The organism is Burkholderia sp. BE17 (assembly GCF_009362305.1).
Taxonomy (GTDB): Bacteria; Pseudomonadota; Gammaproteobacteria; order Burkholderiales; family Burkholderiaceae; genus Burkholderia; species Burkholderia pyrrocinia_C.
In genome coordinates this window covers 104,806-130,439 of sequence record NZ_WHNU01000022.1, presented here as the reverse complement: position 1 = coordinate 130,439, position 25,634 = coordinate 104,806, and the positions used below count along the sequence as shown (strand labels likewise).

General features: G+C 61.1%; 19 protein-coding genes, 4 tRNA genes and 1 rRNA gene. 23 read left to right on the top strand and 1 reads right to left on the bottom strand.

Annotated features, from left to right (window positions below):
* The first annotated feature begins 3 nt into the window (after positions 1 to 3).
* Positions 4 to 116 (top strand): 5S ribosomal RNA (gene rrf, locus GD429_RS20330).
* 796 nt (positions 117 to 912) lie between these two features.
* Here rrf and GD429_RS20325 read toward each other — a convergent pair.
* A complete protein-coding gene (locus GD429_RS20325; RefSeq protein WP_152859265.1) occupies positions 913 to 1,227 on the bottom strand; it encodes a hypothetical protein in 315 nt (104 codons plus the stop codon).
* A gap of 1,249 nt (positions 1,228 to 2,476) precedes the next feature.
* Between GD429_RS20325 and GD429_RS20320 the strand changes: the two genes are divergently transcribed.
* The 22 genes from GD429_RS20320 (at position 2,477) to rplW (ending at position 25,634) form a co-directional block, all read left to right on the top strand.
* Positions 2,477 to 2,562 (top strand) — tRNA-Tyr (locus GD429_RS20320).
* Positions 2,563 to 2,606: 44 nt separating this feature from the next.
* Positions 2,607 to 2,680, top strand: a tRNA-Gly gene (locus GD429_RS20315).
* A 25-nt stretch (positions 2,681 to 2,705) separates the two neighbouring features.
* A tRNA-Thr gene (locus GD429_RS20310) sits at positions 2,706 to 2,780 on the top strand.
* Positions 2,781 to 2,844: 64 nt separating this feature from the next.
* Positions 2,845 to 4,035: an elongation factor Tu gene (gene tuf, locus GD429_RS20305; RefSeq protein WP_011350666.1), complete on the top strand. Its 1,191-nt coding sequence runs from the start codon at positions 2,845 to 2,847 to the stop codon at positions 4,033 to 4,035.
* Between the two features lie 59 nt (positions 4,036 to 4,094).
* A tRNA-Trp gene (locus tag GD429_RS20300) sits at positions 4,095 to 4,170 on the top strand.
* A 43-nt stretch (positions 4,171 to 4,213) separates the two neighbouring features.
* Positions 4,214 to 4,594, top strand: coding sequence for a preprotein translocase subunit SecE (gene secE, locus GD429_RS20295; protein ID WP_152859264.1), 381 nt, complete (start codon positions 4,214 to 4,216; stop codon positions 4,592 to 4,594).
* 1 nt (position 4,595) lies between these two features.
* Positions 4,596 to 5,153, top strand: a complete 558-nt coding sequence (gene nusG, locus GD429_RS20290; protein WP_006400672.1) for a transcription termination/antitermination protein NusG — start codon at positions 4,596 to 4,598, stop codon at positions 5,151 to 5,153.
* Positions 5,154 to 5,293: 140 nt separating this feature from the next.
* Positions 5,294 to 5,725, top strand: a complete 432-nt coding sequence (rplK, locus tag GD429_RS20285) for a 50S ribosomal protein L11 (protein ID WP_006753591.1) — start codon at positions 5,294 to 5,296, stop codon at positions 5,723 to 5,725.
* Positions 5,726 to 6,424 carry a 50S ribosomal protein L1 gene (gene rplA / locus GD429_RS20280; protein ID WP_006482906.1) on the top strand — a complete coding sequence of 233 codons (699 nt, stop codon included), beginning with the start codon at positions 5,726 to 5,728 and terminating at the stop codon, positions 6,422 to 6,424.
* Positions 6,425 to 6,719: 295 nt separating this feature from the next.
* Positions 6,720 to 7,217 carry a 50S ribosomal protein L10 gene (gene rplJ / locus GD429_RS20275; protein WP_027788582.1) on the top strand — a complete coding sequence of 166 codons (498 nt, stop codon included), beginning with the start codon at positions 6,720 to 6,722 and terminating at the stop codon, positions 7,215 to 7,217.
* A gap of 63 nt (positions 7,218 to 7,280) precedes the next feature.
* A complete protein-coding gene (gene rplL / locus GD429_RS20270) occupies positions 7,281 to 7,655 on the top strand; it encodes a 50S ribosomal protein L7/L12 (RefSeq protein WP_034183755.1) in 375 nt (124 codons plus the stop codon).
* A gap of 377 nt (positions 7,656 to 8,032) precedes the next feature.
* Positions 8,033 to 12,139 carry a DNA-directed RNA polymerase subunit beta gene (gene rpoB, locus GD429_RS20265; RefSeq protein ID WP_152859260.1) on the top strand — a complete coding sequence of 1,369 codons (4,107 nt, stop codon included), beginning with the start codon at positions 8,033 to 8,035 and terminating at the stop codon, positions 12,137 to 12,139.
* 21 nt (positions 12,140 to 12,160) lie between these two features.
* A complete protein-coding gene (rpoC, locus tag GD429_RS20260; RefSeq protein ID WP_034183757.1) occupies positions 12,161 to 16,408 on the top strand; it encodes a DNA-directed RNA polymerase subunit beta' in 4,248 nt (1,415 codons plus the stop codon).
* Between the two features lie 313 nt (positions 16,409 to 16,721).
* Positions 16,722 to 18,569 carry a DNA helicase RecQ gene (recQ, locus tag GD429_RS20255; protein ID WP_152859258.1) on the top strand — a complete coding sequence of 616 codons (1,848 nt, stop codon included), beginning with the start codon at positions 16,722 to 16,724 and terminating at the stop codon, positions 18,567 to 18,569.
* Between the two features lie 227 nt (positions 18,570 to 18,796).
* Complete coding sequence (gene rpsL / locus GD429_RS20245) at positions 18,797 to 19,177, top strand: 30S ribosomal protein S12 (protein ID WP_006400662.1); 381 nt, start codon at positions 18,797 to 18,799, stop codon at positions 19,175 to 19,177.
* Positions 19,178 to 19,349: 172 nt separating this feature from the next.
* Positions 19,350 to 19,820 (top strand): 30S ribosomal protein S7, encoded by a 471-nt coding sequence (rpsG, locus tag GD429_RS20240; protein WP_006477195.1) that lies wholly within the window; start codon positions 19,350 to 19,352, stop codon positions 19,818 to 19,820.
* A gap of 123 nt (positions 19,821 to 19,943) precedes the next feature.
* On the top strand, positions 19,944 to 22,046 hold the full coding sequence (gene fusA / locus GD429_RS20235; protein WP_096472257.1) for an elongation factor G: 2,103 nt from the start codon (positions 19,944 to 19,946) through the stop codon (positions 22,044 to 22,046).
* Between the two features lie 39 nt (positions 22,047 to 22,085).
* A complete protein-coding gene (tuf, locus tag GD429_RS20230) occupies positions 22,086 to 23,276 on the top strand; it encodes an elongation factor Tu (RefSeq protein WP_011350666.1) in 1,191 nt (396 codons plus the stop codon).
* A gap of 286 nt (positions 23,277 to 23,562) precedes the next feature.
* A complete protein-coding gene (gene rpsJ, locus GD429_RS20225; RefSeq protein ID WP_004199280.1) occupies positions 23,563 to 23,874 on the top strand; it encodes a 30S ribosomal protein S10 in 312 nt (103 codons plus the stop codon).
* A 178-nt stretch (positions 23,875 to 24,052) separates the two neighbouring features.
* On the top strand, positions 24,053 to 24,703 hold the full coding sequence (gene rplC / locus GD429_RS20220) for a 50S ribosomal protein L3 (RefSeq protein ID WP_152859289.1): 651 nt from the start codon (positions 24,053 to 24,055) through the stop codon (positions 24,701 to 24,703).
* A complete protein-coding gene (gene rplD, locus GD429_RS20215) occupies positions 24,703 to 25,323 on the top strand; it encodes a 50S ribosomal protein L4 (protein WP_011350675.1) in 621 nt (206 codons plus the stop codon). Before rplC ends, rplD begins: the two co-directional genes overlap by 1 nt.
* Complete coding sequence (gene rplW, locus GD429_RS20210; protein WP_004199275.1) at positions 25,320 to 25,634, top strand: 50S ribosomal protein L23; 315 nt, start codon at positions 25,320 to 25,322, stop codon at positions 25,632 to 25,634. The genes rplD and rplW overlap by 4 nt, the downstream gene beginning before the upstream one ends.

The following is a 25,634-nucleotide window of genomic DNA, read 5'->3' as shown; positions in this document are numbered from 1 at the left end:
TTGCCTGATGACCATAGCGAGTCGGTCCCACCCCTTCCCATCCCGAACAGGACCGTGAAACGACTCTACGCCGATGATAGTGCGGATTCCCGTGTGAAAGTAGGTAATCGTCAGGCTCCCTAAGCCAGAAACCCCCGCCCGAAAGGCGGGGGTTTTTGCATTGGCGCGGACAAAATGCAGGCCGCCTAAGCCCGTGGCAGCGTGACCGGAGCCGGAGCACCGAAGGTGTCGATTTGGGCCGTGAAGCCCATCCGCGCGATTGACCAAGACACGCGCTCAGGCCCAACGAGGTCAGCCACACGATGGCAGCTCGAGCTGCCGTGACAACATCGCCCCATCTTCTACTGCTCGCCACGATGGCGATCAATCTGGCCACCTGGCCGATCAAACGCTGGGAAACGTCTTCGCGGCGACGTCCTTCACGGACGGTCTGTCGCCGGGTGCGTCTGGAATAGTGTCGTATTGACATCCTACGATCAGTCATCCTGTCGGGATCACCAGCTAATTGAGTGCTTTTTCGATCAAAATCGCAATCATCATCCGGCGATTTCGGGCGCGCTCATGCTTCGCCGGCCGTCATATCGATCGCACCGACGGTCGACATGAAATTTCATCCTGCGTCGCTGATCGACTTGCCCCGTCCGCGTGAGCAAAGCCCAGTCCGTCGCATGCGCGATTTTCTGGGGTGTTCTCGTGGAGGGGCTTGAATAACCGGCGCTGCGTAAAGCTCCGCGGTTGGATAGCGTCAAGACTGGCGGCATCGCGTCGCTATCGGATTCGATTCAGCGACCAAGTTCACTGATCTTTCTACAAAAGTCACCTCGTTGGAAGCGAGATGGCATGTGACCGGTTGGCGAAAAGTCGGGCTGCAGCATCCACTGTGACACCTGCGAGCTCGTGAGCTGGCGGCCCTCAGAAGTCCGCGCTGTTGCTTTTGACCAGCACGGGCTGACCGTCTCGCAACACGTAGATCTCGTTGATGAGCGAATAGGCGGTACCACTGAAGCGGTAGCGACCTTCGTCCATCAACGCGAAGTACGTGTCGTCGGCGTCGATGGCGGTCGACCGCACCGTGCATACGGTGCTCGGATCGCTGAGTGCAGAGCGCTCGGTCGGCAGGAAACCTGCGGATGGTGCGTCGGCCTCGATCTCGAATCGGCGCGAGCATCGCCGGGCAGCGAGTGACGTACGTCGCTGGCTACGCTTTACACGCGAGTTTTCCTGCATTCTCGGACGTACGAGGCGCGACAAAAGTTCTCGCGCCGAGACCTGCGCAGAGATCCGTTTTCAGTTTGACGAGGCGGGCACCGCACGGACAGGCGGGATGCCGTCCGTGCGCCGCGGATTGCTGCGATAGGTGACCGGATGCTGATGTTGGCCTGTTTGCACGACGGGTCGACGCAATGGGAGCCGCTGCGCTGAACATTCGCTGCAATCGCGGCGCCGAGGTTGCGAGGTGATCCGGTGCGTGGGTGTATATCGTTGCCGAGGGCTGCTGCACGTCGAGACAGGCAGTGCTGCCGGACCCACCCTGTAGCGCGTCATTGTCGGCACCGGCTGCGACGAGGTACACCGATGCATCGTCAAGCAGCCACGCGTACGAAGTTGCATCGTGGCTCATGGCTCATGGCTCATGGCTCATGGCTCGTGGCTCGTGGCTCGTGGAGCGTGCGGGCGATGCCGCGATGCCGGCGACGACTGTCGAGCCAAGGCGGTCAGCGTCGAGGACTGGCTTCAGCGGGTCATAGGGCAGCAAGTCCGGTGGCTGTCTTCGCGCGTACGGGAGCGTGGATATCAGCCAGCGCCTGTTGCCGCGATCGTGCTTCGAGCGACACCGGGCATCTGCCGGGCCGGCGGCATGTGCGCTCAAAGCCACGAGGGCCGTCACAAGAGCGTGCATGCGCATGAGGTTCGTGCTGGGAACGGGCAGGCGACTCGGGACGGCATCGTGCCTTCCGGCGAAATCGGCTAAGGGAGGCGAGGGGAGGCGAGGGGAGGCGAGGGGCGGCGATTCCGCGCCGGAAATCCGGGCCAGGTGTCAGATGCAACTTCCGGGAAACGCGCAAAAGCCCTGTTGCGTGTACCGTCCGCAGGTCGCGACCACGCAACCCGCGGTGCCGGGATGCGAAGTTCCTGTTTCGTGGCGATAGCGGGGCTGAAAGACCTCACCAACACCGGGCGCGGGATCGTCGAAGCTGCCCGGCACGAAATTTGCGGAAATTTTGCGTCTAGCCGCTTGGCATTGTGCTCGAGAGGTCGTATGATGGCGGTCTTTCGTTTTTAGCGCAGATGCAGATCAGCGTTGGAAGCGGAGTCTGACGAAGATGTGGCGCCGATCGGCAATATCTTGTGCTTGCCTTAGCCGGGCAAGGGCGGAGGATCGGTGGTAGGGCAAGGGTCGGGAAGAGAGTGAAAATAATCTTCCGGATGTGCTTGACAGGAGTGCGATGCACCCCCATAATCGTCAGTTCTCTACGGAGGGGTGCCCGAGTGGCTAAAGGGGGCAGACTGTAAATCTGTTGGCTTACGCCTACGTTGGTTCGAATCCAACCTCCTCCACCAAGAACATCAGCTGAAAGAGCGGTAGGGAATCGTTAGTAGCCCGTGCGGGTGTAGCTCAATGGTAGAGCAGAAGCCTTCCAAGCTTACGACGAGGGTTCGATTCCCTTCACCCGCTCCAGACCGTGAAGTTGAAGCGTAAAAGCGCCCATGTGGCTCAGTGGTAGAGCACTCCCTTGGTAAGGGAGAGGTCGGCAGTTCGATCCTGCCCATGGGCACCAGCAGTAAAAGTCAGTGTCTGTTTGCGCGCGGCGCAACCTATGAAATTCCTTTTGGGAGTCGAAAATGGCCAAGGGTAAATTCGAGCGGACCAAGCCGCACGTGAACGTTGGTACGATTGGTCACGTTGACCACGGCAAGACGACGCTGACGGCAGCGATCACGACGGTTCTGACGAAGAAGTTCGGCGGCGAAGCGAAGGCATACGACCAGATCGACGCGGCACCGGAAGAAAAGGCGCGCGGCATCACGATCAACACGGCACACGTCGAGTACGAAACGGCTAACCGCCACTACGCACACGTCGACTGCCCGGGCCACGCTGACTATGTGAAGAACATGATCACGGGTGCGGCACAGATGGACGGCGCGATCCTGGTTTGCTCGGCAGCAGACGGCCCGATGCCGCAAACGCGTGAGCACATCCTGCTGGCGCGTCAGGTTGGCGTTCCGTACATCATCGTGTTCCTGAACAAGTGCGACATGGTGGACGACGCTGAACTGCTCGAGCTGGTCGAGATGGAAGTTCGCGAACTCCTGTCGAAGTACGACTTCCCGGGCGACGACACGCCGATCGTGAAGGGTTCGGCGAAGCTGGCGCTGGAAGGCGACACGGGCGAACTGGGCGAAGTGGCGATCATGAGCCTGGCGGACGCGCTGGACACGTACATCCCGACGCCGGAGCGTGCAGTTGACGGCGCGTTCCTGATGCCGGTGGAAGACGTGTTCTCGATCTCGGGCCGTGGTACGGTGGTGACGGGTCGTGTCGAGCGCGGCATCGTGAAGGTCGGCGAAGAAATCGAAATCGTGGGTATCAAGCCGACGGTGAAGACGACCTGCACGGGCGTTGAAATGTTCCGCAAGCTGCTGGACCAAGGTCAGGCAGGCGACAACGTTGGTATCCTGCTGCGCGGCACGAAGCGTGAAGACGTGGAGCGTGGCCAGGTTCTGGCGAAGCCGGGTTCGATCACGCCGCACACGCACTTCACGGCTGAAGTGTACGTGCTGAGCAAGGACGAAGGCGGCCGTCACACGCCGTTCTTCAACAACTACCGTCCGCAGTTCTACTTCCGTACGACGGACGTGACGGGCTCGATCGAGCTGCCGAAGGACAAGGAAATGGTGATGCCGGGCGACAACGTGTCGATCACGGTGAAGCTGATCGCTCCGATCGCGATGGAAGAAGGTCTGCGCTTCGCAATCCGCGAAGGCGGCCGTACCGTCGGCGCCGGCGTCGTCGCCAAGATCATCGAGTAAGCCAGTTATTCGTTGATCGACAGTTTTGGGGCTGGCAGCAGCCGGCCCCAACATGGTTTAGGGGTATAGCTCAACTGGCAGAGCGTCGGTCTCCAAAACCGAAGGTTGGGGGTTCGATTCCCTCTGCCCCTGCCAAAAAATAGCCACGTGTTCTACGTGGCATTTGTTTTAAGGTGTTATGGCGAATCCATCCGTCGAAACTGTAAATACCTCCGGCGATAAGCTGATGCTGGCCCTGGGCGTATTGCTGGTGTTGGCCGGATTCGTGGGCTTCTTCTGGCTAGTCAATCAGCAGTGGTATGTCCGCGGTGCCGCGTTGGCGGTAGGTATCATCGCAGGCGTGGCCGTCGGGCTGATGTCCGCACCTGGCAAGAGCCTCATCGCATTTGCCAAGGATTCGTACAAGGAAGTCCGGAAGGTCGTTTGGCCCACCCGCAAGGAAGCAACGCAAACAACACTCGTCGTGTTCGGTTTCGTGCTCGTGATGGCGATTTTCCTCTGGTTGAGTGACAAATCGATCGAGTGGGTAATTTTCTCGGCGATTCTGGGTTGGAAATGATATGAGCGATACTCCGGCATCCCCGAGCGGAAAACGTTGGTACGTCGTGCACGCCTACTCCGGTATGGAGAAGAGCGTGCAACGTGCGCTTCAGGAGCGCATCGAACGTGCTGGCATGCAGGACAAATTCGGTCAGATCCTGGTTCCGACCGAAGAAGTGGTCGAAGTCAAAGGTGGCCACAAGGCTGTGACCGAGCGTCGTTTCTTCCCCGGCTACGTGCTGGTGGAAATGGAAATGACGGACGAAACGTGGCACCTCGTGAAGAATACCGCGAAGGTCACCGGCTTCGTCGGCGGTGCGCGTAACCGCCCGACCCCGATTTCCCCGAAGGAAGTCGAGAAGATCATGTCGCAGATGCAGGAAGGCGTCGAAAAGCCGCGCCCGAAGACCCTGTTCGAAGTTGGCGAGATGGTGCGTGTCAAGGAAGGCCCGTTCACGGACTTCAACGGCACCGTCGAAGAAGTCAACTACGAAAAATCGCGCGTGCGCGTGTCGGTCACCATCTTTGGCCGCTCCACCCCGGTCGAACTCGAGTTCGGCCAGGTCGAAAAAGTTTGATCCCGATTCGGTGGGCTGCCTCGGCTGCCCACCTTCGCGCTTACGGTCCGCGTCATGGCCGTTGAGGAGCGTCAGTAGCCAGCGGCGAAAGCGCGTTATCACTCACCGAACGCCGCTTGGCGTTCCAACGAGGTTTACAAATGGCAAAGAAGATTGTCGGCTTTATCAAGCTGCAGATCCCTGCAGGTAAAGCCAACCCGTCGCCGCCGGTCGGTCCGGCACTGGGCCAGCGCGGCCTGAACATCATGGAGTTCTGCAAGGCGTTCAACGCGCAGACTCAAGGCATGGAGCCGGGTCTGCCGGTGCCGGTGGTCATCACGGCATTCGCTGACAAGAGCTTCACGTTCGTGATGAAGACGCCGCCGGCGACCGTCCTGATCAAGAAGGCGGCGAAGGTGGACAAGGGCTCGAGCAAGCCGCACACCGACAAGGTCGGTTCGATCACGCGCGCTCAAGCCGAAGAAATCGCGAAGACCAAGATGCCGGACCTTACGGCAGCTGATCTGGATGCAGCCGTTCGCACCATCGCTGGTAGCGCACGCTCGATGGGCATCACCGTGGAGGGTGTGTAAATGGCTAAGATCTCCAAGCGCCGTCAGGCATTTGCCGCCAAGGTTGATCGTCAGAAGCTGTACGCGATCGAAGACGCACTGAGCCTCGTGAAGGAATGCGCGAGCGCGAAGTTCGACGAATCGATCGACGTCGCAGTCCAGCTCGGCATCGATGCAAAGAAGTCGGACCAGGTCGTTCGTGGTTCGGTCGTTCTGCCGGCCGGTACGGGCAAGTCGGTTCGCGTTGCCGTGTTCGCGCAAGGCGAGAAGGCCGAGCAGGCTCGTGCAGCAGGCGCGGAAATCGTCGGTATGGAAGATCTGGCTGAGCAGATCAAGGCTGGCCAGATGGACTTCGACATCGTGATCGCTTCGCCGGACACGATGCGTATCGTCGGTACGCTCGGCCAGATCCTCGGCCCGCGCGGCCTGATGCCGAACCCGAAGGTCGGTACGGTCACGCCGGACGTCGCAACTGCCGTCAAGAACGCGAAGGCTGGTCAGGTGCAATTCCGTGTCGACAAGGCCGGTATCATCCACGCGACCATCGGCCGTGCATCGTTCGAGCCGACCGCGCTGCGTTCGAACCTGTCGGCGCTGATCGAAGCGCTGCAGAAGGCAAAGCCGGCAACGAGCAAGGGCGTGTACCTGCGCAAGATCGCACTGTCGAGCACGATGGGCGTCGGCGTGCGTGTCGACCAGGCTACGCTGGCAGCACAGTAAGCAAGTATTCAGGCCGCTTCGCTCGCGAAGCGGCCTTCATGGGCTTTGGGCGGTTGTCCGTGCAGCAAGGCGGGCAACCGGTTATCAAAGACCGTTGGTGGGGCGCAGCAGTCAGGCGATCCCTTAATTCAAGCCAACGCAGATGGCGAACCCGAAAAAGTTTTGCAGTGGTGAAGCCGCAGGCCGTGAAGCGATTCGCGGCGTGAGGTGGAAATACTCCTAACGAGGTCGGACGCCGTTGTTGAACGAGGTACGTGAGGTTTCGTGCCGAACGTATCGTTTCTGGAGGCTAACCGTGCCGCTTAATAGAGAAGACAAGCAAGCCGTCGTAGCTGAGGTTTCCGCGCAAGTCGCGAAGGCCCAGACCGTTGTGCTGGCTGAGTATCGTGGAATTGCGGTTGGCGATCTGACCAAGCTGCGCGCGCAAGCGCGTGAGCAACAGGTTTACCTGCGCGTGTTGAAGAACACGCTGGCGCGTCGCGCTGTCGAAGGTACGCCGTTTGCTCCGCTGGCAGAGCAGATGACTGGCCCGTTGATCTACGGCATCTCGGAAGATGCAATTGCTGCTGCTAAGGTCGTCAACGACTTCAGCAAGAGCAATGACAAGTTGGTCATCAAGGCTGGTTCGTTCGATGGCAAGGTGATGGACAAGGCTGGCGTGCAAGCGCTGGCAAGCATCCCGAGCCGCGAAGAACTGCTCTCGAAGCTGCTGTTCGTTATGCAATCGCCTGTTTCGGGCTTCGCGCGTGCTCTCGCCGCGCTGGCCGAGAAGAAGCAAGCAGAAGCTGCGTAATCGAACGTGCATCAGCGTCATTGATCGCTGGCTGTATCCGAATTCAATTTAGGAGTATTTCAAATGGCAATCGCAAAAGAAGACATCCTGGCAGCAGTCGAAGGGATGACCGTTCTGGAACTGAACGAACTGGTCAAGGCGTTCGAAGAGAAGTTTGGCGTGTCGGCAGCTGCAGTGGCAGTCGCTGGCCCGGCAGGCGGCGGCGCTGCTGCTGCTGCTGAAGAGAAGACCGAATTCACGGTCGTTCTGGCTGAAGCAGGCGGCAACAAGGTTGCAGTCATCAAGGCAGTTCGCGAACTGACGGGCCTGGGCCTGAAGGAAGCGAAGGACCTGGTTGACGGCGCACCGAAGGCTGTCAAGGAAGGCGTCGACAAGGCTGCATCGGAAGAAGCCAAGAAGAAGCTGGAAGACGCGGGCGCGAAGGTCGAAATCAAGTAAGTTTCGACGCGCTGTGCGAAGGCTGGCGGTATTTTCACCGCCGGCCTTTTTGTGCTTTGTGGGGACGTTATTCTGGCACTCATTCGGGAGCCCGAATAATCGGCCCCAGAAGCCAAAGAAAACCGCCTGATCGTTGTCATTGGTCACGATTGGCGGTTCTCTTTGTCTTCTGAAGCGACTGCAGAAGGCAAGTTTGGTCGGGTAGCGGGCAACACAGGCATCCGCTGCCGTCAGCCAGCGGTTGGTAGCGGCCAACCACCAAGCTTCTCGGCTCGTTCAAGCCGTCGGACGGCCATCGGGTCTCAGTCGGTGAACACTCGGGTTTGAAACGTCCAGGTATTCCGCCTCGATAGCACCCGCCGTGATTCGGAGATCGTATGCAATATTCCTTCACCGAGAAGAAGCGCATTCGCAAGAGTTTCGCGAAGCGCCCCATCGTTCACCAAGTTCCTTTCTTGCTGGCTACCCAGCTTGAATCATTCAGCACGTTTCTGCAAGCCGATGTGCTCGGGACGCAACGCAAGCCTGAAGGTTTGCAGGCTGCGTTCACATCGGTATTTCCCATTGTTTCGCACAACGGTTTCGCGCGCCTCGAGTTCGTGAGCTATGCGCTGTCCGCGCCGGCATTCAACATCAAGGAATGCCAGCAGCGCGGCCTGACGTACTGCTCCGCGCTGCGCGCGAAGGTCCGCCTCGTCATCCTCGACAAGGAATCGCCGAACAAGCCGGTCGTCAAGGAAGTGAAGGAGCAGGAAGTGTACATGGGCGAAATTCCGCTCATGACGCCGACGGGCTCGTTCGTCATCAACGGCACCGAGCGTGTCATCGTCTCGCAGCTGCACCGTTCGCCGGGCGTGTTCTTCGAACACGACAAGGGCAAGACGCACAGCTCGGGCAAGCTGCTGTTCTCGGCACGGATCATTCCGTACCGCGGCTCCTGGCTCGACTTCGAATTCGATCCGAAGGACATCCTGTACTTCCGCGTCGACCGTCGCCGCAAGATGCCGGTCACGATCCTGCTGAAGGCCATCGGCCTGACGCCGGAACAGATCCTCGCGAACTTCTTCGTGTTCGACAACTTCACGCTGATGGACGAAGGCGCGCAACTCGAGTTCGTGCCCGAGCGCCTGCGTGGTGAAGTCGCGCGTTTCGACATCACGGATCGTGATGGCAAGGTCATCGTCCAGAAGGACAAGCGGATCAACGCGAAGCACATTCGCGACCTCGAAGCCGCGAAGACCAAGTTCATCTCGGTGCCGGAAGACTATCTGCTCGGCCGCGTGCTGGCGAAGAACGTCGTCGACGGCGATACCGGCGAAGTGATCGCGAGCGCGAACGACGAAGTCACGGAAAGCGTGCTCGAGAAGCTGCGCGAAGCGGGCATCAAGGATATCCAGACGCTCTACACGAACGATCTGGACCAGGGTCCGTACATCTCGTCGACGCTGCGTGTCGACGAAACGACCGACAGGACTGCCGCGCGCATCGCGATCTACCGCATGATGCGTCCGGGCGAGCCGCCGACCGAGGAAGCGGTCGAGGCACTGTTCAACCGTCTGTTCTACAGCGAAGAAGCGTACGACCTGTCGAAGGTCGGCCGCATGAAGTTCAACCGCCGCGTCAGCCGTGACGAGATCACCGGCCCGATGACGCTGCAGGACGACGACATCCTCGCGACGATCAAGATCCTGGTCGAGCTGCGCAACGGCAAGGGCGAAGTGGATGACATCGACCACCTCGGCAACCGTCGCGTGCGTTGCGTCGGCGAACTGGCGGAAAACCAGTTCCGCGCCGGTCTCGTGCGTGTCGAGCGCGCGGTCAAGGAACGCCTCGGCCAGGCCGAAAGCGAAAACCTGATGCCGCACGACCTGATCAACTCGAAGCCGATTTCGTCGGCGATCCGCGAGTTCTTCGGTTCGTCGCAGCTTTCGCAGTTCATGGACCAGACCAACCCGCTGTCGGAAATCACGCACAAGCGCCGTGTTTCCGCACTGGGCCCGGGTGGTCTGACGCGCGAGCGTGCAGGCTTCGAAGTCCGCGACGTGCACCCGACCCACTACGGCCGCGTGTGCCCGATCGAAACGCCGGAAGGTCCGAACATCGGCCTGATCAACTCGCTCGCACTGTACGCGCACCTGAACGAGTACGGCTTCCTCGAGACGCCGTACCGCAAGGTCGTGGACAGCAAGGTGACCGACCAGATCGACTACCTGTCGGCGATCGAGGAAGGCCGCTACATGATCGCGCAGGCGAACGCCGCGATCGACGAGAACGGCACGCTGATCGACGAACTCGTGTCGTCGCGTGAAGCCGGCGAAACGATGATGGTCACGCCGGACCGTATCCAGTACATGGACGTTGCGCCGTCGCAGATCGTGTCGGTCGCAGCCTCGCTGATCCCGTTCCTCGAGCACGACGATGCGAACCGTGCACTGATGGGCTCGAACATGCAGCGTCAGGCCGTGCCGTGTCTGCGTCCGGAAAAACCGGTCGTCGGTACGGGCATCGAGCGCACCTGCGCGGTCGACTCGGGCACGACGGTTCAGGCGTTCCGCGGCGGCGTCGTCGACTATGTCGACGCAGGCCGTATCGTGATTCGCGTGAACGACGACGAAGCGGTCGCGGGTGAAGTCGGTGTCGACATCTACAACCTGATCAAGTACACGCGTTCGAACCAGAACACGAACATCAACCAGCGTCCGATCGTGAAGATGGGCGACAAGGTCTCGCGCGGCGACGTGCTGGCCGACGGCGCCTCGACGGACCTGGGCGAGCTCGCGCTCGGCCAGAACATGCTGATCGCGTTCATGCCGTGGAACGGCTACAACTTCGAGGATTCGATCCTGATCTCGGAGAAGGTCGTGGCCGACGATCGCTACACGTCGATCCACATCGAAGAGCTGAACGTCGTTGCACGCGACACGAAGCTCGGGCCGGAAGAAATCACGCGCGACATCTCGAACCTGGCGGAAGTCCAGCTCGGCCGTCTCGACGAATCGGGCATCGTGTACATCGGTGCTGAAGTCGAAGCGGGCGACGTGCTGGTCGGCAAGGTCACGCCGAAGGGCGAGACCCAGCTGACGCCGGAAGAGAAGCTGCTGCGCGCGATCTTCGGCGAGAAGGCTTCGGACGTGAAGGATACGTCGCTGCGCGTGCCGTCGGGCATGAGCGGTACCGTGATCGACGTCCAGGTGTTCACGCGTGAAGGCATCCAGCGCGACAAGCGTGCGCAACAGATCATCGACGACGAACTGAAGCGCTACCGTCTCGACCTGAACGACCAGCTGCGCATCGTGGAAGGCGACGCTTTCCAGCGTCTCGCGCGCATGCTCGTGGGCAAGGTCGCGAACGGCGGTCCGAAGAAGCTCGCGAAGGGCACGAAGATCGACCAGGCTTACCTGGAAGACCTCGACCACTACCACTGGTTCGACATCCGCCTCGCGGACGACGAAGCGGCGGCATCGCTCGAAGCGATCAAGAACTCGATCGAAGAGAAGCGTCACCAGTTCGACCTCGCGTTCGAAGAGAAGCGCAAGAAGCTCACGCAAGGCGACGAACTGCCGCCGGGCGTGCTGAAGATGGTCAAGGTGTACCTCGCGGTCAAGCGTCGCCTGCAGCCTGGCGACAAGATGGCAGGCCGTCACGGTAACAAGGGTGTCGTGTCGAAGATCGTCCCGATCGAAGACATGCCGTACATGGCCGACGGCCGTCCGGCAGACGTCGTGCTGAACCCGCTCGGCGTGCCGTCGCGGATGAACGTGGGTCAGGTTCTGGAAGTGCACCTCGGCTGGGCCGCGAAGGGCCTCGGCTGGCGTATCGGCGAAATGCTGCAGCGTCAGGCGAAGGTCGAGGAAATGCGCGTGTTCCTGACGAAGATCTACAACGACTCGGGCCGCCAGGAAGATCTGGAAAGCTTCACCGACGAAGAGATCCTCGAACTCGCGAAGAACCTGCGCGAAGGCGTGCCGTTCGCAACGCCGGTGTTCGACGGTGCGACCGAGGAAGAAATGGGCAAGATGCTCGACCTCGCGTTCCCGGACGACATCGCGGAACAGCTCGGCATGAACCCGTCGAAGAACCAGGTCCGTCTGTACGACGGCCGCACGGGTGAAATGTTCGAACGTCGCGTGACGCTTGGCTACATGCACTACCTGAAGCTGCACCACTTGGTCGACGACAAGATGCACGCGCGTTCGACCGGCCCGTACTCGCTCGTCACGCAGCAGCCGCTGGGTGGTAAGGCGCAGTTCGGTGGCCAGCGTTTCGGTGAAATGGAAGTGTGGGCACTCGAAGCGTACGGCGCGTCCTACGTGCTGCAGGAAATGCTGACGGTGAAGTCGGACGACGTGAACGGCCGGACCAAGGTCTATGAGAACCTGGTCAAGGGTGATCACGTCATCGATGCAGGCATGCCGGAATCCTTCAACGTGCTCGTGAAGGAAATCCGCTCGCTCGGTATCGATATCGATCTCGACCGCAATTAATCGGACTACGGAGAGAAAGCAATGAAAGCTCTGCTCGATCTATTCAAGCAAGTCCAACAGGAAGAAGTTTTCGACGCGATCAAGATCGGTCTGGCTTCGCCTGACAAGATCCGTTCGTGGTCGTTCGGCGAAGTGAAGAAGCCGGAGACCATCAACTACCGTACGTTCAAGCCGGAACGCGATGGTCTCTTCTGCGCGAAGATCTTCGGGCCGATCAAGGACTACGAGTGCCTGTGCGGCAAGTACAAGCGTCTGAAGCACCGCGGCGTGATCTGCGAGAAGTGCGGCGTCGAAGTGACGCTGGCGAAGGTGCGTCGCGAGCGCATGGGCCACATCGAGCTGGCCTCGCCGGTCGCGCACATCTGGTTCCTGAAGTCGCTGCCGTCGCGTCTGGGCATGGTGCTCGACATGACGCTGCGCGACATCGAACGCGTGCTGTACTTCGAAGCGTACGTGGTGATCGAACCGGGCATGACGCCGCTGAAGGCGCGGCAGATCATGACCGAAGAGGATTACTACAACAAGGTCGAGGAATACGGCGACGAATTCCGTGCCGAGATGGGCGCGGAAGGCGTGCGTGAACTGCTGCGCGCGATCAACATCGACGAGCAGGTCGAGACGCTGCGCACCGAGCTGAAGAACACCGGCTCGGAAGCGAAGATCAAGAAGTACGCGAAGCGCCTGAAGGTCCTCGAGGCATTCCAGCGCTCGGGCATCAAGCCCGAGTGGATGATCCTCGAAGTGCTGCCGGTGCTGCCGCCGGAACTGCGTCCGCTCGTGCCGCTGGACGGCGGCCGTTTCGCGACGTCGGACCTGAACGATCTGTATCGCCGCGTGATCAACCGTAACAACCGGTTGAAGCGTCTGCTCGAGCTGAAGGCGCCTGAAATCATCGTCCGCAACGAAAAGCGGATGCTGCAGGAAGCCGTCGACTCGCTGCTCGACAACGGTCGTCGCGGCAAGGCGATGACGGGCGCGAACAAGCGTCCGCTGAAGTCGCTCGCCGACATGATCAAGGGCAAGGGCGGCCGTTTCCGTCAGAACCTGCTGGGCAAGCGCGTCGACTACTCGGGCCGTTCGGTCATCGTGGTCGGCCCGACGCTGAAGCTGCACCAGTGCGGTCTGCCGAAGCTGATGGCGCTCGAGCTGTTCAAGCCGTTCATCTTCAACAAGCTGGAAGTGATGGGCGTCGCGACGACCATCAAGGCTGCGAAGAAGGAAGTCGAGAACCAGACGCCGGTGGTGTGGGACATCCTCGAAGAGGTGATCCGCGAGCACCCGGTGATGCTGAACCGTGCGCCGACGCTGCACCGTCTCGGTATCCAGGCGTTCGAGCCCGTGCTGATCGAAGGCAAGGCGATCCAGCTGCACCCGCTCGTCTGCGCGGCGTTCAACGCCGACTTCGACGGTGACCAGATGGCCGTTCACGTGCCGCTGTCGCTCGAAGCGCAGATGGAAGCGCGTACGCTGATGCTGGCGTCGAACAACGTGCTGTTCCCGGCCAACGGCGATCCGTCGATCGTGCCGTCGCAGGATATCGTGCTGGGTCTGTACTACGCGACCCGCGAAGCGATCAACGGCAAGGGCGAAGGCCTGTCGTTCACGGGCGTGTCGGAAGTGATCCGCGCGTACGAGAACAAGGAAGTCGAGCTGGCATCGCGCGTCAACGTGCGGATCACCGAAATGGTCCACAACGAAGACAAGTCGGAAGGCGCACCGGCATTCGTGCCGAAGATCTCGCTGTACGCGACGACCGTCGGTCGCGCGATCCTGTCGGAGATCCTGCCGCACGGCCTGCCGTTCTCGGTGCTGAACAAGCCGCTGAAGAAGAAGGAAATCTCGCGCCTGATCAACACGGCGTTCCGCAAGTGCGGTCTGCGCGCGACGGTGGTGTTCGCCGACCAGCTGATGCAGTCGGGTTTCCGTCTCGCGACGCGCGCCGGCATTTCGATCTGCGTGGACGACATGCTCGTGCCGCCGCAGAAGGAAACGATCGTCGGCGACGCCGCGAAGAAGGTGAAGGAATACGACCGCCAGTACATGTCGGGTCTCGTCACCGCGCAGGAACGCTACAACAACGTGGTCGACATCTGGTCGGCAACGTCGGAAGCGGTCGGCAAGGCGATGATGGAGCAGCTGTCGACGGAGCCGGTGACGGACCGCGACGGCAACGAGACGCGCCAGGAGTCGTTCAACTCGATCTACATGATGGCCGACTCGGGCGCCCGGGGTTCGGCGGTGCAGATTCGTCAGCTGGCCGGTATGCGTGGCCTGATGGCGAAGCCGGACGGCTCGATTATCGAGACGCCGATTACCGCGAACTTCCGCGAAGGCCTGAACGTGTTGCAGTACTTCATCTCGACCCACGGTGCACGTAAGGGTCTGGCTGATACGGCACTGAAGACCGCGAACTCGGGTTACCTGACGCGTCGTCTGGTCGACGTCACGCAGGATCTGGTCGTGGTGGAAGACGATTGCGGCACGTCGAACGGCGTCGCGATGAAGGCGCTGGTCGAAGGCGGTGAAGTCGTCGAAGCGCTGCGCGACCGTATCCTCGGCCGCGTCGCGGTCGCGGACGTCGTGAACCCGGAAACGCAGGAAACGCTGTACGAATCGGGCACGCTGCTCGACGAAACGGCGGTCGAGGAAATCGAACGCCTCGGCATCGACGAAGTGCGCGTGCGCACGCCGCTGACCTGCGAAACGCGTTACGGCCTGTGCGCGGCCTGCTACGGCCGTGACCTCGGCCGCGGCTCGCTCGTGAACGTCGGCGAAGCAGTCGGCGTGATCGCGGCACAGTCGATCGGTGAACCGGGCACGCAGCTGACGATGCGTACGTTCCACATCGGTGGTGCGGCATCGCGTGCGGCAGTGGCCTCGTCGGTCGAAGCGAAGAGCAACGGTATCGTGCGCTTCACGGCCACGATGCGCTACGTCACGAACGCGAAGGGCGAGCAGATCGTCATTTCCCGTTCGGGCGAAGCGATGATCACCGACGACTTCGGTCGCGAGCGCGAGCGTCACAAAGTGCCGTACGGCGCGACGCTGCTGCAGCTCGACGGCGCGACCATCAAGGCAGGCACGCAGCTCGCCACGTGGGATCCGCTGACGCGTCCGATCATCACCGAGTACGGTGGTACGGTGAAGTTCGAGAACGTCGAGGAAGGCGTGACGGTCGCGAAGCAGATCGACGACGTGACCGGCCTGTCGACGCTGGTCGTGATCGACGTGAAGCGTCGTGGTTCGCAGGCTTCGAAGAGCGTTCGTCCGCAGGTGAAGCTGCTCGACGCGAACGGCGAAGAAGTGAAGATTCCGGGCACGGAACACGCAGTGCAGATCGGCTTCCAGGTCGGCGCACTGATTACCGTGAAGGATGGCCAGCAGGTGCAGGTCGGTGAAGTGCTCGCACGTATCCCGACCGAAGCGCAGAAGACGCGTGACATTACCGGCGGTCTGCCGCGGGTGGCGGAACTGTTCGAAGCGCGTTCGCCGAAGGATGCCGGCATTCTCGCGGAAGTCACCGGTACGACGTCGTTCGGCAAGGACACGAAGGGCAAGCAGCGTCTCGTCATCACGGATCTCGAGGGCAACCAGCACGAGTTCCTGATCGCGAAGGAAAAGCAGGTGCTGGTCCACGATGCCCAGGTCGTCAACAAGGGCGAAATGATCGTGGACGGTCCGGCCGATCCGCACGACATCCTGCGTCTGCAGGGTATCGAGGCGCTGTCGCGCTACATCGTCGACGAAGTGCAGGACGTGTACCGTTTGCAGGGCGTGAAGATCAACGACAAGCACATCGAGGTGATCGTTCGCCAGATGCTGCGTCGTGTGCAGATCACCGACAACGGCGATACGCGCTTCATCCCGGGCGAACAGGTCGAACGTTCCGACATGCTGGACGAGAACGATCGCATGATCGCCGAGGACAAGCGTCCGGCTTCGTACGACAACGTGCTGCTCGGTATCACGAAGGCGTCGCTGTCCACCGACTCGTTCATCTCGGCGGCATCGTTCCAGGAAACGACCCGCGTGCTGACCGAAGCGGCGATCATGGGCAAGCGCGACGATCTGCGCGGCCTGAAGGAAAACGTGATCGTCGGCCGTCTGATTCCGGCCGGTACGGGTCTCGCGTTCCACAAGGCACGCAAGGCGAAGGAATCGTCGGATCGCGAGCGTTTCGACCAGATCGCAGCGGAAGAGGCGTTCGATTTCGGCACGCCGAGCACGCCTGCTGCGGAAGAGCCGCAACAGCACCCGGCAGCCGAATAAGTGCGGGCGGCGCGAGCCGCCTCGCCTCGCTGTCATCGAAACCGCCCGGTTTTGCCGGGCGGTTTTTTTTATCCGTCGTTCACGCGCATGACGCGCTTGCGCATCGCCTGCTCCGGCTGCTTGCGAGCGATGCGTCACATGGCTGCAGGTGCCGCGGCTGCACTGCGATCGATTGCGGTGCGGCCTCCGCAGGCCCGTCATGCGCGCGAACGAACCCTGTCCGATCGGCTAACGTTGCACGATTCGCCACGCGTCGCGCGAGCAGGTTGTTAAACTTGCGGTCATCTTTCTGCCGTCCTCGTTCTCATCATTCATGTCCCGCGCCCTCGAAATTCTCGACGAAGTCTTTGGTTATTCCGCATTTCGCGGCCAGCAGGGCGAGATCGTCGAGCACGTCGCCGGCGGCGGCGATTGCCTCGTGCTGATGCCGACCGGCGGCGGCAAGTCGCTGTGCTACCAGATCCCGGCGCTGCTGCGCCGCGAGGCGGGGCAGGGCGCCGGCATCGTCGTGTCGCCGCTGATCGCGCTGATGCAGGACCAGGTCGCCGCGCTGCGCGAAGTCGGCGTGCGCGCGGCCTACCTGAATTCGACGCTGTCGGGCGCCGAAGCCGCGGCGACCGAGCGCGCGCTGCGCGAGGGCGAGATCGACCTGCTGTATGTCGCGCCTGAACGGCTGATGACGGGGCGTTTCCTCGAGTTGCTCGAGCGCGCGAAGATCGGCCTGTTCGCGATCGACGAAGCGCACTGCGTGTCGCAATGGGGGCACGATTTCCGTCCGGAATACATTCAGTTGTCGGTGCTGCACGAGCGGTTTCCGTCGGTGCCCCGCATCGCGCTGACCGCCACGGCCGACGCGATCACGCGCGACGAGATCATCCATCGCCTCGCGCTCGACGACGCGCGCGTGTTCATATCGAGCTTCGATCGCCCGAACATCCGTTACCGGATCGTCGAAAAGGACAACGCGCGTTCGCAATTGCTCGACTTCATCCGCGCCGAACACACGAATGCCGACGGCACGACCGATGCGGGCGTCGTCTATTGCCTGTCGCGCCGCAAGGTCGAGGAAACAGCCGAGTGGCTGAAGGCGCAGGGCGTGCGCGCGCTGCCGTATCACGCCGGAATGGAGTTCGAGGTGCGGCAGAAGCACCAGGAAATGTTCCAGCGCGAGGAGGGCATCGTGATGTGCGCGACGATCGCGTTCGGCATGGGCATCGACAAGCCCGACGTGCGCTTCGTCGCGCACCTGGATCTGCCGAAGAGCGTCGAAGGCTATTACCAGGAAACCGGTCGCGCGGGCCGCGACGGGATGCCCGCGAATGCGTGGATGGCGTACGGCCTCGGCGACGTCGTCCAGCAGCGCAAGATGATCGACGAGTCCGACGCGGACGACGCGCACAAGCGCGTGCAGACGTCGAAGCTCGACGCGCTGCTCGGGCTGTGCGAGACGATCTCGTGCCGCCGTGTGCGGCTGCTGAACTACTTCGGCGAGGCGAGCCAGCCGTGCGGCAACTGCGACACGTGCCTCGAGCCGCCCGATTCGTGGGATGCGACGCGCGAGGCGCAGATGGCGCTGTCGTGCGTGTTCCGCGCGCAGCGTTCGAGCGGCTTCAATTTCGGTTCGAGCCACCTGATCGAAATCCTGCGCGGCGGGCGCACCGAGAAGGTGTTGCAGCGCGGCCACGATCAGTTGAGCACGTTCGGGATCGGCGCGTCGCTATCCGAGCCCGAGTGGCGCGCGATTTTCCGGCAGCTCGTCGCGTACGGCTACCTGGCGGTCGACCATGGCGGCTTCGGCGCGCTGATGCTGACCGAGGCCGCGAAGCCCGTGCTGAAGAACGAGGAAAAGGTCACGCTGCGCCGCTACGTGAAGCCGCAGCGCACGCGGCAGTCGTCGAGCCGCAGCGGCACGCGCGTCGATCCGACGGCCGGCATGGGCACGCGCGAGCGCGCACGGTGGGATGCGCTGCGCGCGTGGCGCGCGGAAACCGCGAAGACGGACGGCGTGCCGGCCTACGTGATCTTCCACGACGCGACGCTCGCCGAAATCGCGCGCAATGCGCCGGAGACGATCGACGACCTGCGCCATATCCCCGGCATGGGCGTGCGCAAGCTCGAGCGCTTCGGCGACGAGATCATCGACGTCGTCGAATCGGCCTGACACAGGTGTTCCGACCCTTCCGGTAAACCGCGCGGCCAGCCGGCGAATCACGCAAGCCGTTGACTTAGTTGGTATTTCCGGAATATCATGTTTGGCTCCGGTATTCGGTGGGCCGAGTCGCGTTCGAAGGTTCGCGTCCGTTTCGCCGGTTCGGAAGTCAACTGTGCGCCGATTCTCGCTTTGCCCGAAATCGATGTGCAGATTTTGTTCAATTTCAGGAATAAACAATGCCAACCATCAACCAACTGGTTCGCAAAGGCCGTCAGTCGGAAACGACGAAGAGCAAGAGCCCGGCCCTGCAGGACTGCCCCCAGCGTCGCGGCGTGTGCACCCGTGTGTACACGACGACGCCGAAGAAGCCTAACTCGGCACTCCGTAAGGTTGCCAAGGTTCGTCTGACGAACGGCTTCGAAGTGATTTCGTACATCGGCGGTGAAGGCCACAACCTGCAGGAACACTCGGTTGTGCTGATCCGCGGCGGCCGTGTGAAGGACTTGCCGGGTGTGCGTTACCACATGGTTCGCGGCTCGCTGGATACCCAGGGCGTCAAGGACCGTAAGCAAGCGCGCTCGAAGTACGGCGCGAAGCGTGCAAAGGCTGCCAAGTAAGCGGTTTTTGATCAGGGATCGCCTCTGGGCGGTCAAGGCGGGAGTGCCGGATTGCCGGTGCTGTCGAGTAAGTGGTCACCCGGCCAAGCTGGTTAGTCGTGAAGATGTGATCGGGTTTGTTGGTGGCCGCGGGGCTGGATCCAGCTCCAACTGAACAAGTAAAGGAAGAATCATGCCGCGTCGTCGCGAAGTCCCCAAGCGGGAAGTGTTGCCGGATCCGAAGTTCGGCAACGTTGATGTAGCCAAGTTCATGAACATGCTGATGCTGTCCGGCAAGAAGTCGGTCGCAGAGCGCATCGTTTATGGCGCATTCGAACAGATCCAGACCAAGGGTGGCAAGGACCCGCTGGAAGTGTTCACGGTTGCGCTCAACAACGTGAAGCCGGTGGTCGAAGTGAAGAGCCGTCGCGTTGGTGGTGCCAACTATCAAGTTCCGGTCGAAGTGCGCCCGTCGCGTCGTATGGCATTGGCGATGCGCTGGCTGCGCGAGGCTGCGAAGAAGCGCAGCGAGAAGTCGATGGCCCTGCGCCTGGCAGGTGAACTCTCCGAAGCGGCCGAAGGCCGTGGCGGCGCGATGAAGAAGCGCGATGAAGTTCACCGCATGGCAGAAGCCAACCGCGCGTTCTCGCATTTCCGTTTCTAAGCGCCTGGCTGGGCTGTTAGCGGAAATAAATTCCGGGCGGGTGCGCTTTTCAGGCGCCTCGCCCGTTTGTGTTGAAGCGTGATGCAGCAAGGCTGCGTCGCGTCATCCCAGTAGAGGATCAAAGTGGCTCGCAAGACTCCTATCGAGCGCTACCGCAATATCGGTATTAGCGCTCACATCGACGCCGGCAAAACGACGACGACCGAGCGCATTCTGTTTTACACCGGTGTGAACCACAAGATCGGTGAAGTTCACGACGGCGCAGCCACGATGGACTGGATGGAGCAGGAACAGGAGCGTGGCATCACGATCACGTCCGCTGCTACCACGGCCTTCTGGAAGGGCATGGGCGGCAACTATCCGGAACACCGCATCAACATCATCGACACCCCGGGGCACGTCGACTTCACGATCGAAGTGGAGCGCTCGATGCGCGTGCTCGACGGCGCGTGCATGGTGTACTGCGCAGTGGGCGGCGTGCAGCCGCAGTCGGAAACGGTGTGGCGCCAGGCGAACAAGTACAAGGTGCCGCGTCTCGCGTTCGTCAACAAGATGGACCGTACCGGCGCGAACTTCTTCAAGGTCTATGACCAGCTCCGTCTGCGCCTGAAGGCAAACCCGGTTCCGGTCGTGGTGCCGATCGGCGCGGAAGAAGGCTTCAAGGGCGTCGTCGACCTGATCAAGATGAAGGCGATCATTTGGGACGAGGCGTCGCAAGGCACCAAGTTCGACTACGTGGACATCCCGGCAGAACTCGTCGACACGTGCAACGAATGGCGCGAAAAGATGGTCGAAGCGGCTGCAGAGTCGAACGAAGACCTGATGAACAAGTACCTGGAAGCGGGCGAGCTGTCCGAAGCCGAGATCGTGAAGGGTCTGCGTGACCGTACGATCGCGTGCGAAATCCAGCCGATGCTGTGCGGTACCGCGTTCAAGAACAAGGGCGTGCAGCGTATGCTCGACGCCGTGATCGATTTCCTGCCGTCGCCGGTCGATATTCCGCCGGTTACGGGCGAACTCGAAAATGGCGAGAAGACGGAGCGCCGTGCTGCCGACGACGAGAAGTTCGCGGCACTCGCGTTCAAGATCATGACCGACCCGTTCGTCGGCCAGCTGATCTTCTTCCGCGTCTACTCGGGCGTTGTCAATTCGGGCGATACGCTGCTCAATGCGACCAAGGACAAGAAGGAGCGTCTGGGTCGTATTCTGCAGATGCACGCGAACCAGCGCGAAGAAATCAAGGAAGTCCGCGCGGGCGACATCGCTGCTGCGGTCGGCCTGAAGGAAGCGACCACGGGCGACACGCTGTGCGATCCGGCACATCCGATCGTGCTCGAACGCATGATCTTCCCGGAGCCGGTGATTTCGCAGGCAGTCGAGCCGAAGACGAAGGCTGACCAGGAAAAGATGGGCCTGGCGCTCAACCGTCTCGCTCAGGAAGATCCGTCGTTCCGCGTGCAGACCGACGAAGAATCGGGTCAAACGATCATTTCGGGCATGGGCGAGCTCCACCTCGAAATTCTCGTTGACCGGATGAAGCGTGAATTCGGCGTGGAAGCGACCGTCGGCAAGCCGCAGGTGGCGTACCGCGAAACCATTCGCAAGTCGGCCGCCGACGTCGAAGGCAAGTTCGTCAAGCAGTCGGGCGGTCGTGGTCAGTATGGCCATGCGGTCATTACGCTCGAGCGCAGCGAACTGGGCAAGGGCTACGAGTTCATCGACGCGATCAAGGGCGGCGTGATTCCGCGCGAATACATTCCGTCGGTCGACAAGGGTATCCAGGAAACGCTGAAGAGCGGCGTGCTGGCTGGCTTCCCGGTTGTCGACGTGAAGGTCACGCTGACGTTCGGTTCGTACCACGACGTCGACTCGAACGAAAATGCGTTCCGCATGGCCGGTTCGATGGCGTTCAAGGAAGCGATGCGCCGCGCTGATCCGGTTCTGCTCGAACCGATGATGGCCGTGGAAGTGGAAACGCCGGAAGACTTCATGGGTAACGTGATGGGCGACCTGTCGGGTCGTCGCGGCATTATCCAGGGCATGGACGACATGGTGGGCGGCGGCAAGATCGTGCGCGCTGAAGTGCCGTTGTCGGAAATGTTCGGCTATTCCACGTCGCTGCGTTCGCTGACGCAGGGTCGCGCAACGTACACGATGGAGTTCAAGCACTACGCTGAAGCTCCGAAGAACGTTGCAGAAGCGATCATCAGCGCGAAGTCGAAGTAATTCGCTATCACAATCGATTATTTTTGAAAGAAGAGAATCATGGCAAAAGGTAAATTCGAGCGGACCAAGCCGCACGTGAACGTTGGTACGATTGGTCACGTTGACCACGGCAAGACGACGCTGACGGCAGCGATCACGACGGTTCTGACGAAGAAGTTCGGCGGCGAAGCGAAGGCATACGACCAGATCGACGCGGCACCGGAAGAAAAGGCGCGCGGCATCACGATCAACACGGCACACGTCGAGTACGAAACGGCTAACCGCCACTACGCACACGTCGACTGCCCGGGCCACGCTGACTATGTGAAGAACATGATCACGGGTGCGGCACAGATGGACGGCGCGATCCTGGTTTGCTCGGCAGCAGACGGCCCGATGCCGCAAACGCGTGAGCACATCCTGCTGGCGCGTCAGGTTGGCGTTCCGTACATCATCGTGTTCCTGAACAAGTGCGACATGGTGGACGACGCTGAACTGCTCGAGCTGGTCGAGATGGAAGTTCGCGAACTCCTGTCGAAGTACGACTTCCCGGGCGACGACACGCCGATCGTGAAGGGTTCGGCGAAGCTGGCGCTGGAAGGCGACACGGGCGAACTGGGCGAAGTGGCGATCATGAGCCTGGCGGACGCGCTGGACACGTACATCCCGACGCCGGAGCGTGCAGTTGACGGCGCGTTCCTGATGCCGGTGGAAGACGTGTTCTCGATCTCGGGCCGTGGTACGGTGGTGACGGGTCGTGTCGAGCGCGGCATCGTGAAGGTCGGCGAAGAAATCGAAATCGTGGGTATCAAGCCGACGGTGAAGACGACCTGCACGGGCGTTGAAATGTTCCGCAAGCTGCTGGACCAAGGTCAGGCAGGCGACAACGTTGGTATCCTGCTGCGCGGCACGAAGCGTGAAGACGTGGAGCGTGGCCAGGTTCTGGCGAAGCCGGGTTCGATCACGCCGCACACGCACTTCACGGCTGAAGTGTACGTGCTGAGCAAGGACGAAGGCGGCCGTCACACGCCGTTCTTCAACAACTACCGTCCGCAGTTCTACTTCCGTACGACGGACGTGACGGGCTCGATCGAGCTGCCGAAGGACAAGGAAATGGTGATGCCGGGCGACAACGTGTCGATCACGGTGAAGCTGATCGCTCCGATCGCGATGGAAGAAGGTCTGCGCTTCGCAATCCGCGAAGGCGGCCGTACCGTCGGCGCCGGCGTCGTCGCCAAGATCATCGAGTAATATCGACGATCCGCGGATCCCGACGGGGTCCGCGATTCCGCGGCATGCAGTTGTGCCGTCGAAACCGGGTGTCCAGCTTGCGCTGGCACCCGGTTTTGTTTTTCTGGTGCCCGGTTGCATGGGCCGAGAAACCCGCACCACCGCTCCACAATTTCGTGTAGAATCGCGGGCTTAGCAGTGGAAGTACTGTCCGGAACCTGATGTCTCGCTCCCCGCAGGCGTCATGTTTCACGTTCTTTTAGTGTCCGGCGATGCAACATCGCCTCGCTCTTTTCAAGGAATCGTCATGCAGCAACAGAAAATCCGCATTCGCCTGAAGGCTTTCGACTATCGTCTGATCGATCAATCGGCTGCCGAGATCGTCGATACCGCGAAGCGGACTGGCGCAATCGTCCGTGGCCCGGTGCCGCTGCCGACGCGCATTCAGCGTTTTGACATCCTGCGTTCGCCGCACGTCAACAAGACGTCGCGCGATCAGCTCGAAATCCGCACCCACCAGCGCCTGATGGACATCGTCGATCCGACCGACAAGACGGTTGACGCGCTGATGAAGCTCGATCTGCCGGCTGGCGTCGACGTGGAAATCAAGCTGCAGTAAGGCTTCCAGCGCCGATCGGCTTGCTGGGCGGCGCTAAGTCTTTGTATTGCTTGCGGAAATCGGGAGGTCGGGCTATACTGCTTGGCTTTTCGCGTATTCGCGTAAAAAAGTTGGGCCTTGCGTGCCCGGCATTTTGTAAATCAGCCCCGACCAATCGCAGTCGGGAATGGAGAAAATGATGAGCCTTGGACTCGTAGGTCGCAAGGTTGGCATGACCCGTATCTTCACGGCTGAAGGGGATTCGATTCCCGTCACCGTGCTGGACGTGTCGGACAACCGCGTGACGCAGATCAAGACTGTTGAAACCGACGGCTACACGGCCGTGCAGGTTGCATTCGGCTCCCGCCGCGCCTCGCGCGTGACGAAGCCGCTGGCAGGTCATCTCGCCAAAGCCGGTGTCGAAGCCGGTGAAATCCTCAAGGAATTCCGCATTGACGCGGCCAAGGCAGCCGAGCTGTCGAATGGCACCGTGGTCGGTGCAGATCTTTTCGAAGTGGGCCAGAAGGTCGACGTGCAAGGCGTGTCGATCGGTAAGGGCTACGCCGGTACGATCAAGCGTTACAACTTCTCCTCCGGCCGTGCCACGCACGGTAACTCGCGCTCGCACAACGTGCCGGGCTCGATCGGTATGGCGCAGGATCCGGGTCGCGTGTTCCCGGGTAAACGCATGACGGGTCACATGGGTGACGTGACCGTGACGGTGCAGAACCTCGAAATCGCTCGTATCGACGCAGAGCGCAAGCTGCTGCTCGTCAAGGGTGCGATTCCGGGCGCGAAGGGTGGCAAGGTTTTTGTCACGCCGGCCGTCAAGACCAAGGGGGCGAAATAATGGAACTCAAGCTCCTGAACGAAAATGGTCAGGAAGGTGCAGTAGTCAACGCATCGGACGTCGTGTTCGGTCGTGACTACAACGAAGCGCTGATCCACCAGGTCGTCGTCGCTTACCAGGCGAATGCTCGCCAGGGTAACCGCGCGCAGAAGGACCGCGAGCAGGTCAAGCACACCACCAAGAAGCCGTGGCGCCAGAAGGGTACGGGCCGTGCTCGTGCCGGTATGTCGTCGAGCCCGCTGTGGCGTGGCGGTGGTCGTATCTTCCCGAACTCGCCGGAAGAAAACTTCTCGCACAAGGTCAACAAGAAGATGCATCGCGCAGGTCTCTGCTCGATCTTCTCGCAGCTGGCCCGTGAAGGCCGTCTGTCGGTCGTCGAGGACATCATCCTCGAAGCGCCGAAGACCAAGCTGCTGGCCGAAAAATTCAAGACCATGGGTCTCGACTCCGTGCTGATCATTACCGACACGGTTGACGAAAACCTGTACCTGGCTTCGCGCAACCTGCCGCACGTGGCAATTGTCGAGCCGCGCTACGCTGACCCGCTGTCGCTGATCTACTTCAAGAAAGTGCTGGTCACGAAGGCTGCGGTCGCCCAGATCGAGGAGTTGCTGTCATGAGCGAGATTCGCAAGAACGATCATCGTTTGATGCAGGTCCTGCTCGCACCGGTGATCTCGGAAAAGGCGACGCTGGTTGCCGACAAGAACGAGCAAGTCGTGTTCGAAGTCGCGCCGGATGCCACGAAGCAGGAAGTGAAGGCGGCTGTCGAGCTGCTGTTCAAGGTTGAAGTTGACTCCGTCAACGTGCTGGTTCAGAAGGGCAAGCAGAAGCGCTTCGGCCGTTCGATGGGCCGCCGCAAGGACGTGAAGAAGGCGTACGTTTGCCTGAAGCCCGGCCAGGAAATCAACTTTGAAGCGGAGGCCAAGTAA

Excerpts from the sequence above, each read along its gene's own strand:
- rpsL (WP_006400662.1), top strand. The coding sequence starts at position 18,797 with ATGCCAACCATCAACCAACTGGTTCGCAAAGGCCGTCAGTCGGAAACG.
- tuf (WP_011350666.1), top strand. The coding sequence starts at position 2,845 with ATGGCCAAGGGTAAATTCGAGCGGACCAAGCCGCACGTGAACGTTGGT.
- GD429_RS20325 (WP_152859265.1), bottom strand. The coding sequence starts at position 1,227 with ATGCAGGAAAACTCGCGTGTAAAGCGTAGCCAGCGACGTACGTCACTC.
- rplK (WP_006753591.1), top strand. The coding sequence starts at position 5,294 with ATGGCAAAGAAGATTGTCGGCTTTATCAAGCTGCAGATCCCTGCAGGT.
- rplL (WP_034183755.1), top strand. The coding sequence starts at position 7,281 with ATGGCAATCGCAAAAGAAGACATCCTGGCAGCAGTCGAAGGGATGACC.
- rpsG (WP_006477195.1), top strand. The coding sequence starts at position 19,350 with ATGCCGCGTCGTCGCGAAGTCCCCAAGCGGGAAGTGTTGCCGGATCCG.
- rplD (WP_011350675.1), top strand. The coding sequence starts at position 24,703 with ATGGAACTCAAGCTCCTGAACGAAAATGGTCAGGAAGGTGCAGTAGTC.
- nusG (WP_006400672.1), top strand. The coding sequence starts at position 4,596 with ATGAGCGATACTCCGGCATCCCCGAGCGGAAAACGTTGGTACGTCGTG.
- rpsJ (WP_004199280.1), top strand. The coding sequence starts at position 23,563 with ATGCAGCAACAGAAAATCCGCATTCGCCTGAAGGCTTTCGACTATCGT.
- tuf (WP_011350666.1), top strand. The coding sequence starts at position 22,086 with ATGGCAAAAGGTAAATTCGAGCGGACCAAGCCGCACGTGAACGTTGGT.
- rplA (WP_006482906.1), top strand. The coding sequence starts at position 5,726 with ATGGCTAAGATCTCCAAGCGCCGTCAGGCATTTGCCGCCAAGGTTGAT.
- rplC (WP_152859289.1), top strand. The coding sequence starts at position 24,053 with ATGAGCCTTGGACTCGTAGGTCGCAAGGTTGGCATGACCCGTATCTTC.
- secE (WP_152859264.1), top strand. The coding sequence starts at position 4,214 with ATGGCGAATCCATCCGTCGAAACTGTAAATACCTCCGGCGATAAGCTG.
- rpoC (WP_034183757.1), top strand. The coding sequence starts at position 12,161 with ATGAAAGCTCTGCTCGATCTATTCAAGCAAGTCCAACAGGAAGAAGTT.
- rpoB (WP_152859260.1), top strand. The coding sequence starts at position 8,033 with ATGCAATATTCCTTCACCGAGAAGAAGCGCATTCGCAAGAGTTTCGCG.
- recQ (WP_152859258.1), top strand. The coding sequence starts at position 16,722 with ATGTCCCGCGCCCTCGAAATTCTCGACGAAGTCTTTGGTTATTCCGCA.
- rplW (WP_004199275.1), top strand. The coding sequence starts at position 25,320 with ATGAGCGAGATTCGCAAGAACGATCATCGTTTGATGCAGGTCCTGCTC.